Genomic DNA, 13,682 nt, shown 5'->3' with positions numbered 1-13,682 from the left:
TCGACGTGCCCGAGCGTCGCCGGGGAGGTGTCAGGTTGACCCCAAGGGCCTCCAGTCCCTATTCTTAGACGTCGGCGCTACTCGCGCCCGAACCCGCGTGCCCGCTTTTCGAAGCGGTGTGCGCGTGCCCAAGCCGAGCGAGCCCATCAGGCCCGATAGTAGAGAGTGAGTCCGCGGTGTACGCGATCGTCCGTAGCGGCGGCAACCAGAAGAAGGTTTCCGTCGGTGACGTCATCGACGTCGACCGGCTCCACAGCGAGGTCGGCTCGACCGTCACCCTGCCCGCCGTTCTCGTGGTTGACGGCGAGACCGTGACCAGCGACGCCACGAAGCTCGCGAAGGTCTCGGTGACTGCTGAGGTGGTCGACGAGGTCAAGGGTCCGAAGATCCACATCCTTCGCTACAAGAACAAGACCGGGTACCGTCGGCGCCAAGGGCACCGGCAGAAGTACACGCAGGTCAAAGTGACCGGCATCGAGACGAAGTAGGACACGATGGCTCACAAGAAAGGCGCCTCGTCCAGCAAGAACGGGCGCGACTCCAATGCACAGCGGCTCGGCGTGAAGCGGTTCGGCGGCCAGGTGGTCAATGCCGGCGAGATCATCGTCCGGCAGCGTGGTACCCACTTCCACCCAGGTGAGAACGTCGGACGCGGCAAGGACGACACTTTGTTCGCCACGTCCGCGGGCTCCGTCGAATTCGGCCGCAAGCGTGGCCGCAAAGTTGTCAACATCGTCCCGGCGGGGGAGTGACCCCCCGCTTCGACGCGAGAGTCCTCACATAGTGGCGAAAGCGGGCCGGTCACAACGACCGGCCCGCTTTTTCGTCGTTTCACCCACCGGCCGTCCGTCGCGCGGAAGCCGGAACGGCGTGAAACGCGGGTCAACGGAAACAATGCGGTCCCGGTACTGGTTGCAAGACGTGGGCCGAAGACTCAGCTGATCATCGAACGGGTCGGCCGGGGAGAAGTGGAAGGAGGGATGGAACGTGGCGATACCGTCGTTCGTCGATCGCGTAGTACTGCACCTGACCGCCGGTAACGGTGGTCACGGCTGTGCGTCCGTGCACCGGGAGAAGTTCAAGCCGCTCGGTGGACCCGACGGCGGCAACGGTGGCCGCGGAGGAGACGTCATTCTGGTCGTCGATCCCAACACCACCACGCTGCTCGACTATCACCGCTCTCCACACCGGCGCGCGGGCAATGGAACCCCAGGTGAAGGCAGCCATCGCAACGGAGCCGACGGGGCCGACATCCTGCTCAAAGTGCCTGACGGCACAGTTGTGGCCACCCGTGACGGCGAGGTACTGGCCGACCTGGTCGGTGCCGGAACCAAGCTCGTCGCGGCTCGCGGCGGACGCGGCGGCCTCGGCAACGCCGCGCTGGCCAGCACTCGTCGCAAGGCACCTGGGTTCGCGCTGCTGGGGGAGCCCGGCGAAGCGCTCGACGTCGTCCTCGAACTGAAGAGCATCGCCGACATCGGTCTGGTCGGCTTCCCCAGCGCGGGAAAGTCCAGTCTGATCGCGGCCATTTCCTCGGCTCGCCCCAAGATCGCGGACTATCCGTTCACCACGCTGGTGCCCAATCTCGGCGTGGTCGAGGCCGGCGAGGTGCGCTTCACCGTCGCCGATGTGCCCGGTCTGATCGAAGGCGCCAGCGAAGGCCGTGGCCTTGGGCACACGTTCCTGCGGCACGTCGAGCGGTGCGCCGCGCTGGCCCATGTGGTGGATTGCGCCACCCTCGAGCCAGGTCGTGATCCGATGACTGACATCGACGTGATCGAGGCGGAGCTGGAGCGCTATGGCGGGCTCTCCGACCGGCCGCGGCTGGTGATCCTCAACAAGATCGACGTTCCGGAGGCTCGTGAGCTCGCTGAGTTCGTCCGGGCCGACGTGGAAGCCCGCGGCTGGCCGGCGTTCAGTGTCTCGGCGGTCGCGCGGGACGGTCTACGTCAGCTCACCTTCGAGATGGCCCGCGTCGTCAGCGCCGCGCGTGCGGCCGCCCCGGAGGTTGAGCCCACCAGGATCGTGTTGCGGCCCACCCCGGTGGACGACGACGGTTTCACCATCACCAAAGAGCACAGCCACGACGGCGAGTTCTACCGGGTGCGTGGCGCGAAGCCGGAGCGTTGGGTCCGGCAGACCGATTTCACCAACGACGAAGCCGTCGGCTATCTGGCCGACCGGCTGGCCCGCCTGGGCGTTGAGGAGGAATTGGTCAAGGCCGGCGCCGAGGCCGGCGACGAGGTCGTCATCGGCGGCGAGGACGCCGTAGTCTTCGATTGGGAGCCCTCGGTGCACGCCGGTGCTGAGCGGCTCGGACCGCGCGGCACCGATCGCCGGCTGGAGCGGTAGCGATGCGCGAGGTGATCGCCAAGGCCGGCCGGGTCGTCGTCAAGGTCGGCTCGTCGTCGCTGACAACGCCGAGCGGCGGGCTGGACGGATCTCGTCTGGTAGCGCTGGTCGACGCGCTGGCCCGGGTACGAGCTGCCGGCCGGGAGGTGGTCCTGGTCTCATCGGGGGCGATCGCAGCCGGGCTCGCCCCGCTGAACATGCCGACACGCCCTCGCGATCTGGCTCGTCAGCAGGCCGCGGCCAGCGTCGGGCAGGGCCTGCTCGTGGCGCACTACAGCACGGCGTTCGCCTCGCACGGCCTGAAGGTCGGGCAGGTGCTGCTCACCGTCGACGACGTCACCCGCCGCTCGCATTACCGCAACGCGTACCGGACGCTGCACAAGTTGCTGAGCCTGGATGTGGTCCCGGTGGTGAACGAGAACGACACCGTAGCCACGCAGGAGATCCGGTTCGGCGACAACGACCGCCTGGCCGCTTTGGTGGCGCAATTGGTGCACGCTGATGCGCTGGTGCTCCTCTCCGATGTCGACGGGCTGTACGACGGCGACCCGCGCCGCCCCGAGACCACACGCGTTCCGGAGGTCAATGATCCGGCCGAACTCGACGCGTTCAAGATCGGCGGTACCGGGCGCTCAGGGCTGGGCAGTGGCGGGATGCAGACCAAGGTCGAGGCGGCGGCGATCGCCACCGGCTCAGGTATCGAGGTGGTTTTGACCTCGGCCGGCGAGGCGGCCGAGGCGCTGCGCGGCGAGGATGTCGGCACCTGGTTCCATTCCCGGGCCCGGCGGAGGTCCACGCGATTGTTGTGGCTGGAACACGTCGCCGACGCCGCGGGGCGGCTGCATCTCGATCCCGGCGCGGTACGGGCGGTGGTGGAGCGGCGCAAGTCACTGCTCCCAGCTGGCATTATCAGCGTGGACGGCACGTTCACGGCGGGCGACCCGGTGGACATGGTGGACGAAGGTGAGCGCGTGGTTGCCCGAGGGCTCGTCAACTACGACGCCGCCGAGCTGCCGGCGCTGCTGGGCCGCTCCACCCGTGAGCTGGCCCGCGAGCTCGGTGCGGAGTACGAGCGTGAGGTTGTGCACCGCGACGATCTGGTCGTCCTGCACCACCGGTAGCGTCAAGAATCTCTTCGCGGGTTCCCGCGGTTGGGTTTCCGCAGGTCGTCGTTGTGTACTTGATCGGCTTCGTGCTGGCGGTCAGGTGAGGGGACTTCCCGGAGATAGATCCGATCAATAGACTCTGCGTCATGATCAGCTTTCGCGCCTGGGTGACAAGTGTCGTTGTAGCGAGTATGTCCGTGGTCATCGGCGGAGGCGGCGTGGCCTCGTCCTCCGATGTCTTGCCCACAGGTACATCCATGAGCACATCCGCGGATCCCCCGGCGCCCGCACCCGCCTCCGGTGGCCTGGCCGAAGGGGAACTGCCGCGCGTCGTTCCCACGCCGCAGCACATGGTGGGCAACGGCCCGGCTCTCACCGTCCGGGGCCGGATCCAGCTCGGTGTCACCGCCGAGGTCAGCGACCCGGCACGGGAACTGGTCGGGTCCGTTCTGGAGGAGGCCGGTGCCGGCCGCGTCGACGTCGTCGACATCGACGACGTCCGGCGGCGGCCAGGACAGCTGACCGTCATCGCGGGCACCGTCGGCCATCCCGCCGTGGACGACGCGTTGCGCGCCGCCGGCGGCGAGGTGCCGGCCGACCTGCCGGCCGAGGGATACGCCCTGGCATCGAAAGCCGCGCGGGACGGCGGTGTCGTCGCGATCGGCGGCGCGGACCCGGACGGCATCTACTATGCGGCTCAAACGCTACGCCAGCTGGTGGCCGGCCGGGCACTTGCCGCCGTCTCCATCACCGATTTCCCGCTGATGCAACTGCGCGGATCCATCGAAGGCTTCTACGGCCAGCCATGGAGCCACGAGGAACGCCTGGATCAGCTGGCCTTCTACGGCGACGTCAAGGCGAACACATACGTCTATGCGCCGAAGGACGACCCCTACCACCGGGACCAGTGGCGCGAGCCGTACCCGGCAGACCTCGAGGCTCAGCTGGGTGAGCTGGTCCAGCAGGCGATCGACCATCACGTCCGGTTCACCTTCGCGATGTCGCCGGGTGTGTCGATCTGTTACAGCGATCCGGGCGACCTGGACGCGTTGCTCGACAAGCTGCAGGCCATGTACGACCTAGGGGCGCGGAGCTTCTCCATCGCACTAGACGACATCACCTACGACGAGTGGAACTGCCCGGGTGACGAGGACGCCTACGGCGAGCCGTCGCCCGGCGCGGCCGGACAGGCCCAGGTGGACCTGCTCAACGTGGTCAAGCGTGATTTCATCGACGGGCGCGAGGGCACCCATCCGATGCAGTTCGTCCCGACCGAGTACGACAACGTCGCCGAGACGCCCTACAAGCGGATCATCCGCGAACAGCTGGACGAGAGCGTCGAGGTGATGTGGACCGGCACCGACGTGGTGCCGCCGAGTATCAGTGTCGATGAGGCGGCGGAGGCCGCGGAGGTCTGGGGGCGGCCGGTCTTCATCTGGGACAACTACCCCGTCAACGACTACTGGTGGACGACGGGCCGGCTGCTGATGGGGCCGTACTCCAAGCGCGAGGCGGGCCTGCACACACAGGTGTCCGGGATCTTGCTGAATCCGATGAACCAAGCCTCGGCCAGCAAGGTTGCCCTGTTCGGCGGCGCGGACTTCAGCTGGAACGACGTCGGCTACGAGCCGTACCGCACCTGGGAGGCGGCCGCGGACTACCTGTCAGGGGACGACACCCGGACGACGCAGGCGCTGCTGGCCTTCTTCGACCTGCAGCACTTGGCGCCGACGTTCTGGGGCGACGCGTGGCTGCCGGTGGCGCCGGAGCTGGACCGGCGACTCGAGCGGTTCGACGCATCCTGGGCCGCCGGCGAACACCAGGCGGCGCTCGACGAGCTTCGCCCCTACGCCGAACTGCTGGCTGGCGCCCCGGAGCTGATCGCCGCCGGCGTGGCGGACCCGATCTTCCACGAGGACATCGGCCCGTGGATGGAATCGCTGGCGCTCTGGAGTGCAGCGCTGCTCGCCACGCTGGACGGGTTGCAAGCCAGGGTCGATGGCGATGAGGACGCGGCAAACCAACGGTTCGCCGACGCGGCGGAGCTGATCGAGGCCGCTGGAGAGGTCGAGACGGTGCCGGGCAAGACCCGCCCGGAGGGTGTCGTCAAGATGGGTGACGGCGTCCTTGACGTCTTCCTCACGGCCGCACCGGGGCTGCGCCCGTGACTCGTGCGGGGCACTAGAATCGCCCGATGCCTGACGCTCCCATCCGGTATCGGTCCTACGACGACGACAGCGCCCGGTGGCTGGGTTTCTCGTTCCGCGACGGTGACATCGTCATCAGCACCCGGTCCAAGAGCGGTACCACGTGGATGCAGATGATCTGCGCGTTGCTGGTGTTGCAGACACCAGAGCTGCCGGCGCCGTTGCCGGCGTTGTCGCCATGGCTGGACTGGCTCGTCGTTCCTCGCGACGAGGTCTACGAGCGGCTTGCCGCCCAGGACCACCGGCGGTTCATCAAGACCCATACTCCACTGGACGGGCTTCCGCTCGACGGACGCGCGACCTACATCGTGGTGGCGAGACATCCGCTGGACATGGCCGTCTCGCTGTATCACCACAGCGAGAACCTCGACCGCGAGCGGATGCGGGAGCTGATCAGCCCGGACGAACCCGCGCCCGCGCGGCGTGAGCGGCCCGCGCTCCGGGAGTGGGTCCTCGAGTGGGTCGGCAGCGACGACGACCCGCGTCAGCAGCTGGATTCACTGCCGGGTGTCATGCTGCATCTGTCCGACGCCTGGGCACGCAGGCATGAGCCCAACGTCGTACTCGTGCATTATGACGATCTCTCGGCCGACCTCGACGCCGAGATGCGCCGTCTCGCCGCCACCTTGGACATCACCGTCCCCGAGGAGCTCTGGCCGGAGCTGGTGCGGGCGGCGTCGTTCGAACAGATGCGCGCCAACGCGGACCGGGTGGCCCCGGACCCCGCCGGGGTCATGAAGAGCAAGGCGGCGTTCTTCCGGAACGGCCGGTCCGGCTCCGGCCGCGACATGCTGTCCGACGACGAGATGGCGCGCTACCGCGAGCGGACCGCGGAACTGGCACCGCCGGACCTGCTGGCCTGGCTGCACCGCGAGACCCACGCCACGGACGCGGAGGTGGAGCAGATCGGCGCCCGCCTCGCCGAGCGGTACACCGACGCTCTGAACAGACTGGGCACGGCGTGACCACCTTCCGATACTTCACCGCCGATCAGCTGGTCCGGGTCGCCGAGCTGGCCACCGGTGCGCCGCCGTTGATCCGCGACAGGAGCCTGCTTGCCTCGGCCGCGGAGCGGCCGTCGTCGTCGATGTTCGGTACTGAGATGTACCCCGGCCTGATCGACAAAGCGGCCGCGACGTTCCACTCGGTCGCTCGATTCCATCCGCTCGTGGACGGCAACAAGCGACTGGCATGGCTCGCCGCGGCGGTGCTGTGCGAGCTCAACGGCGCTGAGGTGATCGCTACTAACGACGAGGCGTTCGACGTCACGATGGCGGTGGCGCGCGGTGACTATGACGACGTTCCCGACATCGCACGGGCGCTGAAGCCACTCATTAGAACTGTATAAAATAGCGACGTTCTGTACACTTCAGATATGACTGCTGAGCCGCTGCACGAGGTTCCCGACGAGATCTCGGTGACCGAGGCGAGAAAAATCCTGGGCGAGCTCGCTGAAGCGGCGGAAAGTGGCCGGGTGATCCACCTGACCAAGCGCGGCCGGCGCATAGCGAAGATCATGCCCGAGCAGTCTCAAGCAGACGTCAACGAAGCGTTCATGCAGAGCGCTGACTGGATCATCGACCGCTATCGCGACATGTTCGACCGCATGGCAGAGCTGTGACCGGTACACGATTTCCCACGCTCGGCGAAGCGTTGGCGATCAATCGGAGATTCACGGGTCTTGCCGTGCGGGACGTCGGCCTGCTTGCTTCCGCGCTAGGCCGGCCACAAGCCTCGGCATTCGGGCAGGACGCGTATCCCGACCTGTGGAGTAAGGCCGCCGCCCTGGTGCATTCGGTGATCCGCAACCACCCCTTCATGGAGGCGAACAAGCGCACCGCCACGGTCCTCGCTCTCAACCTCCTTCGAATGAACGGCACAGACGTCGGCAATGTCGACACCGAAGCCATGCTCAGCATTGCCGTCGCGGTCGCCAACAGCGATATCGACGTGGACAAGGTCGCCGTGGCTCTGCGGGTGGCGGTGGAGCGCATCGAGCCGTTCGACCCGCGTCGGCTTTGCTGAGCTGATCGCGCGCGGCACGGGCGCCTTTGCGACACTGAGCTATGCGATATGGACTCAAACTCAGCCAGAACGCGAGCATCGACGAGTACCGGGCGGTCTGGCGGATCGCCGACGAGGCCGGGTTCGACCACTGCTGGAACATGGACCACTTCGCCTCCCTCGGCGACGACCCCACCCTGGACATCTTCGACGCCTGGGCGCTGCTGGGAGCGATGGCCCAGGCCACGACCCGCACCCGGATCGGCTGCATGGTCAGCGGCAACACCTACCGTCATCCGGGTGTGCTGGCCAAGATGGCGGTGACGGTCGATCATCTCTCGGGTGGCCGCCTCGAATTCGGCATCGGCGGTGCGTGGGCGGAGAACGAGCACACGATGCTCGGTCTGGAGTTCGGCACCGTCGGCGAGCGCCTGGATCGCCTCGAGGAGGCGTGCGAGCTGATCCGGTCGCTGTGGACCCAGCCGCGGACCACGTTCGAGGGCCAGCACTATCAGCTTGCCGAAGCGATCGCCGAGCCCAAGCCGGTCCAGCAGCCGTATCCGCCGGTCTGGATCGGTGGCCGCGGACGCAAACGCACGCTGCGGATCGTCGCTCAGTATGCCGATGCCTGGAACACCCCGGGCGGCACACCGGCGGAGGTGGCCGAGCTGTCCGAGGTGCTGGACCGGCATTGCGACGACGTCGGGCGGGACCCGGCGGACATCCGCCGCACCGTGCAGCTCCGGCTGTCGGATCAGCCCGACGACGTATTGCCGCGGGTGGAGAAGTACGCCCTCGTCGGCGTCGACGACGTCATCCTGATCACCAACGGCGGCAGCGCCGAGGCGCAGGCCGAACAGGCGGCGTCGTTGTTGCCGCGGTTGCAGGAGATCGGCTGAGCTGTTGCGTCCTGCAAGGTGAGTCTCAGGACGCTCGCTTCGCAGGACGCAAGGACGGGCCGCGGGGATTCGGCATCAACAGGCAGGCGAGCGCCCCCAGCAGCAACACGATGGCCGGCAACAGGATCGACGCCCTGGCCGCCGAGGTGAAACCGTGCACAAACACTGCTTCGGCCGCCTCGCGGAACTGCTCTGCCAGCTCTGGTGACGTATCGGCCGGGAGGTCGAACGCATCGTCGGCGTCTACGGGGACCTCTCCGACATGGCGGGCGCCGGCGGTGATCCGGTCGACGAATTGCTGCTGAAACTCCGGAGGCAGGGTGCTCGCCTGGACCTCCGCTTGCCTGGTCAGCTCGATGCTCAGACGGGCTTGCAGGAGAACGCCGATGGACGCGCTGCCGATCACCGCGCCCACTTGCCGGAGGGTGTTGAACAGTCCCGACCCACCGCCCACGAGATGCGGCGGCAGACTCAGCGTGCCGAGCGTCGCGAGCGGAGCGAAGATCGCGCCCATTCCGACCCCGGCCAGGACCAGCGCCGGGGCGAGCAGCAGAGGCTCGACGTCGGTGCGGATCGTCCACGCGAGCATCGCCAGTCCGCACGCGTAGCCGAGGAAACCGGCACCGCCCAGCTTGCGTCCGTCGAATCGTTCGGCTATCCGGCCCACGAATGCGGAGGTCACGCCAGAAGCCAGCGGCATGGGTGCGGAGATCACCCCGGCCATCAGCGGCGAATAGCCACGGACGGTCTGCAAGTAGAGCATGAGTGGCAAGACGGTGCCGATCAGCGCGAAGCCGAGCGTGGCGTTCGCCAGGATCGACTGCGAGAAACTCCGGAAGGTGAACAGTTGCAGGTCCAGCAGCGGTTCGCGGCGACTGCGGCGCTGCCAGATCACAAAGAGCGCGAGCAGCGCCAGCCCGCCGCCGATCAGCCACCAGACCGTCACCGGACCGGCGACGGTGCTCCAGTCGTAGCGCTCGCCTTCCTGGAGGCCGAAGATCAGCGCGGCCAGGCCCAGCGTGAACAGTCCGATGCCGGGCAGGTCGAACCGCCGGCTGTGGCCGGGCTGCCAGTCGGGCACGAAACGCAGCACCATGGCTAGACCGGCGACCCCGATCGGCACGTTGACGTAGAAGATCCACTGCCAGCCGAGGCTGTCGACCAGCACGCCACCCAGCAGTGGTCCGCTGACGGTTGCCACCCCCGCCGTCGCGCCCCAGACACCCATGGCCGCGCCCCGGCGCCCGGGCGGAAAGAGGTGATAGACGAACGCCATGGTCTGCGGCATCATCGCCGCCGCGCCGAGCCCCTGGATCGCTCGCCCGATGATCAAGGGCTCGACAGCGGTGGCCATCCCACACGCGAGGGACGACACCGTGAAGATCACCAGCCCGGCGACGAAGACCCGCTTGGGACCGTACCTGTCGCCCAGACGGCCCGTGACCAGCAGCGGGACAGCGAACGTCAGGAGGTAGACGCTGTTGACCCAGATGATGTTCTCGAGGCTGGTCTGGAGCTTGTCGAGAATCGCCGGGATCGCGATGTTCACGATGGTGGTGTCCAGCAGGAGCATGAAGAACCCGAAGGACAGCGCGGTCAGAGCGAGCCAGGATTGTCGCAGCCCTGGCTGCTGCTGGGAGGGCTTGTCGTCCCGGGCAGGTTCGGCCCGTCGGGGCGCATCGCGTCGCCACCCGGTGCCTGTCGTGTCGTGCCGGCCGTCGCTCACCTATGCCCTCCTCTGGCGCCTCAGCTTCGCAGCCGCGTTCGTGCGACGACGACGCAACCCCCACTCACGATCACCGGGAGTGGGGACAGGTATGGCGGCGTAGAGGAGCGCGGCGACCTCGTAGACTCTGATGCATGACCGACGAGACCGCGGCATCTGTCCTCGACGCGGCCCGGCGCGCTCGTGCCGCCGCCGCCGACCTTGCCGTCTTGACCCGTGCCCAGAAGGACTCCGCCCTCAAGGCGATGGCCGACGCCCTGGTGGCCCGCACGCCGGAGATCACCGCCGCCAACGCCGGTGACGTCTCCCGGGCCAGGGAGAACGGCACCAGCGAGGCCATCATCGACCGGCTGCGGCTGGACGACACCCGGGTGGCGGCGATGGCCGACGGGCTGCGTCAGGTGGCTGAGCTGCCGGACCCGGTGGGTGAGATCGAGCGCGGATACACGTTGCCCAACGGGCTGCAAGTGAGCCAGCGCCGGGTTCCGATGGGCGTCGTCGGCATCATCTACGAGGCCCGGCCCAACGTCACAGCCGACGCCGCGGGCCTGGCGCTGAAGAGCGGGAACGCGGTGCTGTTGCGGGGCTCGTCCAGCGCGGTGGCCTCGAACTCGGCCATCGTGGAGGTGCTGCGCGCCGCCACGGCGGGTACCGACGTGCCGGCGGACGCCGTCCAGCTGGTGCCGGGCGAGGGACATGAGCCGGCCAAGCACCTGATGCGCGCCCGAGGGCTGGTCGACGTCCTGATCCCACGCGGTGGGGCGGGGTTGATCCGCAGCGTGGTCGAAGAATCCACCGTGCCTGTCATCGAGACCGGCGTCGGGAACTGCCATGTCTACGTCGACGCCACGGCGGACCTGAGCAAAGCGCTCGAGATCCTCCTCAACGCGAAGACACACCGGCCGAGCGTCTGCAACGCCGCGGAGACATTGCTGGTGCACGCCGACATCGCCGACACGTTCCTGCCCGGCGCGCTGGCCGCCCTGCGCGACGCGGGCGTCACCGTCCACGGTGACGAGCGGGTACGCGGATACGACGACGCCGTGGTCGCGGCGACCGACGAAGACTGGTCCGCCGAGTACCTCTCGCTCGACCTTGCCGCGCGCGTCGTGGCGTCGCTCGATGACGCCGTCGCGCATATCCGCCGCTGGGGGAGCGGCCACACGGAGGCGATCGTCACCGAGGACCTCTCGGCGGCGCAGAGATTCACCGCCACCACTGACTCTGCCGCCGTGATGGTCAACGCCTCGACCCGCTTCACCGATGGCGAGCAGTTCGGGTTCGGCGCCGAGATCGGCATCTCGACGCAGAAGCTGCACGCCCGCGGCCCGATGGGCTTACGCGAGCTGACCACCACTACGTACGTCGTCACCGGCGACGGCCACGTGCGCTCATGAGCGCCGCCGTGATTTCGAGCCGGAGCAGGTGAGATAAAGTGTCGGCCATGGAGAAGGTCGTACTGCTGGCGGATGAGGCCCACGCGAACGGAGACGGATTCCCGGCTGAGGGGTGGGGGATCGGTGCGTTCGTCATCCTCCTGGCCTTGCTGGCGGTCACCCTGGTCTTCGGCAAGGGCCGTCCCCACGCCTGAGCTCAAGCTGTGAGCCCTTTCCGCTGTCGCCGTTCGGTGTGCGCAGATTCGTCACGCACGCGCCGCACGCGCGACGGTCGCGGTGGTGAGCGTTCGTGAGAACCCCCAGGCGTATCGGCATCATGGGTGGCACCTTCGATCCGATTCACCACGGGCACTTGGTCGCGGCCAGCGAGGTGCAGCACCGGTTCGGTCTGGACGAGGTCGTCTTCGTTCCCACCGGCCAGCCGTGGCAGAAGGAGGACCGGCAGGTCACCGCCGGTGAAGAACGGTATCTGATGACGGTGATCGCCACGGCGTCCAATCCGAGGTTCTCCGTGAGCCGGGTGGACATCGATCGTGGTGGCCTCACGTACACCGTGGACACCCTGCGTGACCTCTGGCGTATTCATGGACCGGACTGTGAGCTCTACTTCATCACCGGCGCCGACGCGCTCGAGCAGATCTTGTCCTGGCGTAACGCCGAAGAGCTGTTCGAGCTGGCGCACTTCGTGGGTTGTACCAGGCCAGGGCACGCGCTCACCGACGTCGGGCTTCCCGAAGGTAAGGTGACGTTGGTTGAAATACCGGCTCTGGCCATCTCGTCGAGCGAATGTCGTCAGCGCGTCGCCGCAGGTGAACCCATCTGGTATCTGGTGCCGGACGGTATCGTCCAGTACATCAACAAGCGCCACCTGTACGTCGAGGACTAGCATCCTTACTAAAGGACCACCCTGAAAGGTTCCGATTTGCCCGCTACCGATCGTGCTCGACACCTCGCTATCGCGGCCGCCGAGGCGGCGGCCGACAAGCTGGCCGACGACATCATTGCCTTCGATGTCTCAGAACAACTGGTCATCACTGATATTTTCGTCGTCTGTTCCGCCCCGAACGACCGCCAGGTACGGGCCATCGTGGACGCGATCGAGGAACGGTTGCGCGAGTCCCAGGCCAAACCCGTGCGGCGAGAGGGCGAGAGCGAGGGACGCTGGGTCCTGATCGACTACGTCGACATCGTCGTGCACGTCCAGCACGCCGAAGAGCGGGTGTACTACGCGCTGGAGCGGCTCTGGAAAGACTGCCCCACCATCGCGTTGCCGGAGAGTGTCCGGATCGGACGGCAGGGCAGTGGAGCCGGGGAGTGAGCCGGCGGATCGTCCTGTGGCGCCACGGCCGGACCGAATGGAACGCCGCTGGGCGCTTCCAGGGCCAGACCGATGTGGACCTCGATGACGTCGGGCGGCAACAGGCCCGTGAGGCGGCCGCGCGGCTTGCCTCGCTGGAGCCGCAGCTGCTCATCTCTTCGGACCTGAAACGTACGCGGGACACCACAGCCATCCTGGCCGCCGTGGTGGGCACGGAGATCGAGTTCGACGTCCGGCTCCGGGAGACCTACGCCGGAGAATGGCAGGGGTGCACGGCGGCCCAGATCGCCGAGCGCTGGCCGGACGAGTACAAGGCGTGGCGGGCCGGAGATCCGCTCCTGCGGGTGGGCGGCGGCGAGACCCGCCAGGAGGTCGCCGACCGGATGGTCGTGGCGGTCACCGACGCGGCGAAGCGCTTACCCGACGACGGGCTCGCGGTGCTGACCTCGCATGGTGGTGCCGCGCGGCTGGGCATCGCCGCGCTGATCGGGATGCCGTTGAACCTGTTCACCAACATCGGTGGGTTGTCGAACTGCTCGTGGTCCATGCTGCGTGAGGGCGACGACGGCTGGATCCTGGTGGAGCACAACGCCGGCACCCTCCCCACGCCGGTGTACATCGAGGAAGGGTAAAGCAGCTGGTCAGAGCGCGGATGGTGGGCCGATTATGTGCT

At 67.6% G+C, this 13,682-nt stretch carries 16 protein-coding genes; 15 read left to right on the top strand and 1 reads right to left on the bottom strand.

All coding sequences use genetic code 11. The features are described from left to right. Nucleotides 1-176 precede the first annotated feature (176 nt). From rplU to F7O44_RS21260, 10 genes are all read left to right on the top strand, one after another. Complete coding sequence (gene rplU / locus F7O44_RS21305) at nt 177-488, top strand: 50S ribosomal protein L21 (protein ID WP_162452311.1); 312 nt, start codon at nt 177-179, stop codon at nt 486-488. 6 nt (nt 489-494) lie between these two features. Next, complete coding sequence (gene rpmA, locus F7O44_RS21300) at nt 495-752, top strand: 50S ribosomal protein L27 (protein ID WP_162452310.1); 258 nt, start codon at nt 495-497, stop codon at nt 750-752. 241 nt (nt 753-993) lie between these two features. Continuing rightward, the gene (gene obgE, locus F7O44_RS21295; protein WP_162452547.1) at nt 994-2,352 is read left to right on the top strand and encodes a GTPase ObgE; all 1,359 of its coding nucleotides are present in this window, start codon (nt 994-996) and stop codon (nt 2,350-2,352) included. Nucleotides 2,353-2,354: 2 nt separating this feature from the next. Next, nucleotides 2,355-3,473, top strand: a complete 1,119-nt coding sequence (gene proB, locus F7O44_RS21290; RefSeq protein WP_162452309.1) for a glutamate 5-kinase — start codon at nt 2,355-2,357, stop codon at nt 3,471-3,473. Between the two features lie 242 nt (nt 3,474-3,715). Continuing rightward, on the top strand, nt 3,716-5,626 hold the full coding sequence (locus tag F7O44_RS21285; protein WP_222851574.1) for a glycoside hydrolase family 84 protein: 1,911 nt from the start codon (nt 3,716-3,718) through the stop codon (nt 5,624-5,626). 26 nt (nt 5,627-5,652) lie between these two features. After that, nucleotides 5,653-6,630 carry a sulfotransferase domain-containing protein gene (locus F7O44_RS21280; RefSeq protein ID WP_162452308.1) on the top strand — a complete coding sequence of 326 codons (978 nt, stop codon included), beginning with the start codon at nt 5,653-5,655 and terminating at the stop codon, nt 6,628-6,630. Continuing rightward, on the top strand, nt 6,627-7,013 hold the full coding sequence (locus tag F7O44_RS21275) for a Fic family protein (protein WP_162452307.1): 387 nt from the start codon (nt 6,627-6,629) through the stop codon (nt 7,011-7,013). Before F7O44_RS21280 ends, F7O44_RS21275 begins: the two co-directional genes overlap by 4 nt. Before the next feature lie 27 nt (nt 7,014-7,040). Then, nucleotides 7,041-7,286 (top strand): type II toxin-antitoxin system Phd/YefM family antitoxin, encoded by a 246-nt coding sequence (locus F7O44_RS21270; RefSeq protein ID WP_162452306.1) that lies wholly within the window; start codon nt 7,041-7,043, stop codon nt 7,284-7,286. Further along, nucleotides 7,283-7,690: a type II toxin-antitoxin system death-on-curing family toxin gene (locus tag F7O44_RS21265; RefSeq protein ID WP_222851573.1), complete on the top strand. Its 408-nt coding sequence runs from the start codon at nt 7,283-7,285 to the stop codon at nt 7,688-7,690. The genes F7O44_RS21270 and F7O44_RS21265 overlap by 4 nt, the downstream gene beginning before the upstream one ends. A 41-nt stretch (nt 7,691-7,731) precedes the next feature. Continuing rightward, complete coding sequence (locus F7O44_RS21260) at nt 7,732-8,568, top strand: LLM class F420-dependent oxidoreductase (RefSeq protein WP_162452305.1); 837 nt, start codon at nt 7,732-7,734, stop codon at nt 8,566-8,568. A gap of 25 nt (nt 8,569-8,593) precedes the next feature. Here the strand turns inward: F7O44_RS21260 and F7O44_RS21255 are convergent, their stop codons facing one another. Then, nucleotides 8,594-10,294, bottom strand: a complete 1,701-nt coding sequence (locus tag F7O44_RS21255; RefSeq protein WP_162452304.1) for a DHA2 family efflux MFS transporter permease subunit — start codon at nt 10,292-10,294, stop codon at nt 8,594-8,596. Nucleotides 10,295-10,428: 134 nt separating this feature from the next. Between F7O44_RS21255 and F7O44_RS21250 the strand changes: the two genes are divergently transcribed. The 5 genes from F7O44_RS21250 (at nt 10,429) to F7O44_RS21235 (ending at nt 13,641) form a co-directional block, all read left to right on the top strand. Then, nucleotides 10,429-11,691 carry a glutamate-5-semialdehyde dehydrogenase gene (locus F7O44_RS21250; protein ID WP_162452303.1) on the top strand — a complete coding sequence of 421 codons (1,263 nt, stop codon included), beginning with the start codon at nt 10,429-10,431 and terminating at the stop codon, nt 11,689-11,691. Nucleotides 11,692-11,738: 47 nt separating this feature from the next. After that, nucleotides 11,739-11,885: a hypothetical protein gene (locus F7O44_RS29365; protein WP_174255966.1), complete on the top strand. Its 147-nt coding sequence runs from the start codon at nt 11,739-11,741 to the stop codon at nt 11,883-11,885. Between the two features lie 95 nt (nt 11,886-11,980). Next, nucleotides 11,981-12,577 (top strand): nicotinate-nucleotide adenylyltransferase, encoded by a 597-nt coding sequence (nadD, locus tag F7O44_RS21245; RefSeq protein WP_343073904.1) that lies wholly within the window; start codon nt 11,981-11,983, stop codon nt 12,575-12,577. Between the two features lie 36 nt (nt 12,578-12,613). Beyond that, nucleotides 12,614-13,009, top strand: coding sequence for a ribosome silencing factor (rsfS, locus tag F7O44_RS21240; protein WP_162452302.1), 396 nt, complete (start codon nt 12,614-12,616; stop codon nt 13,007-13,009). Further along, on the top strand, nt 13,006-13,641 hold the full coding sequence (locus tag F7O44_RS21235; protein WP_222851572.1) for a histidine phosphatase family protein: 636 nt from the start codon (nt 13,006-13,008) through the stop codon (nt 13,639-13,641). Before rsfS ends, F7O44_RS21235 begins: the two co-directional genes overlap by 4 nt. Nucleotides 13,642-13,682 lie beyond the last annotated feature (41 nt).

Source organism: Phytoactinopolyspora mesophila (genome assembly GCF_010122465.1).
In the GTDB taxonomy this organism is placed as follows: Bacteria; Actinomycetota; Actinomycetes; order Jiangellales; family Jiangellaceae; genus Phytoactinopolyspora; species Phytoactinopolyspora mesophila.
This window is presented reverse-complemented; position numbering and strand designations above follow the sequence as displayed.

What these genes read in the sequence shown, in the direction of transcription:
- rpmA (WP_162452310.1), top strand. Translation starts at nt 495, where the DNA reads ATGGCTCACAAGAAAGGCGCCTCGTCCAGCAAGAACGGGCGCGACTCC.
- proB (WP_162452309.1), top strand. Translation starts at nt 2,355, where the DNA reads ATGCGCGAGGTGATCGCCAAGGCCGGCCGGGTCGTCGTCAAGGTCGGC.
- F7O44_RS21285 (WP_222851574.1), top strand. Translation starts at nt 3,716, where the DNA reads ATGAGCACATCCGCGGATCCCCCGGCGCCCGCACCCGCCTCCGGTGGC.
- F7O44_RS21280 (WP_162452308.1), top strand. Translation starts at nt 5,653, where the DNA reads ATGCCTGACGCTCCCATCCGGTATCGGTCCTACGACGACGACAGCGCC.
- F7O44_RS21270 (WP_162452306.1), top strand. Translation starts at nt 7,041, where the DNA reads ATGACTGCTGAGCCGCTGCACGAGGTTCCCGACGAGATCTCGGTGACC.
- F7O44_RS21260 (WP_162452305.1), top strand. Translation starts at nt 7,732, where the DNA reads ATGCGATATGGACTCAAACTCAGCCAGAACGCGAGCATCGACGAGTAC.
- F7O44_RS21250 (WP_162452303.1), top strand. Translation starts at nt 10,429, where the DNA reads ATGACCGACGAGACCGCGGCATCTGTCCTCGACGCGGCCCGGCGCGCT.
- F7O44_RS29365 (WP_174255966.1), top strand. Translation starts at nt 11,739, where the DNA reads ATGGAGAAGGTCGTACTGCTGGCGGATGAGGCCCACGCGAACGGAGAC.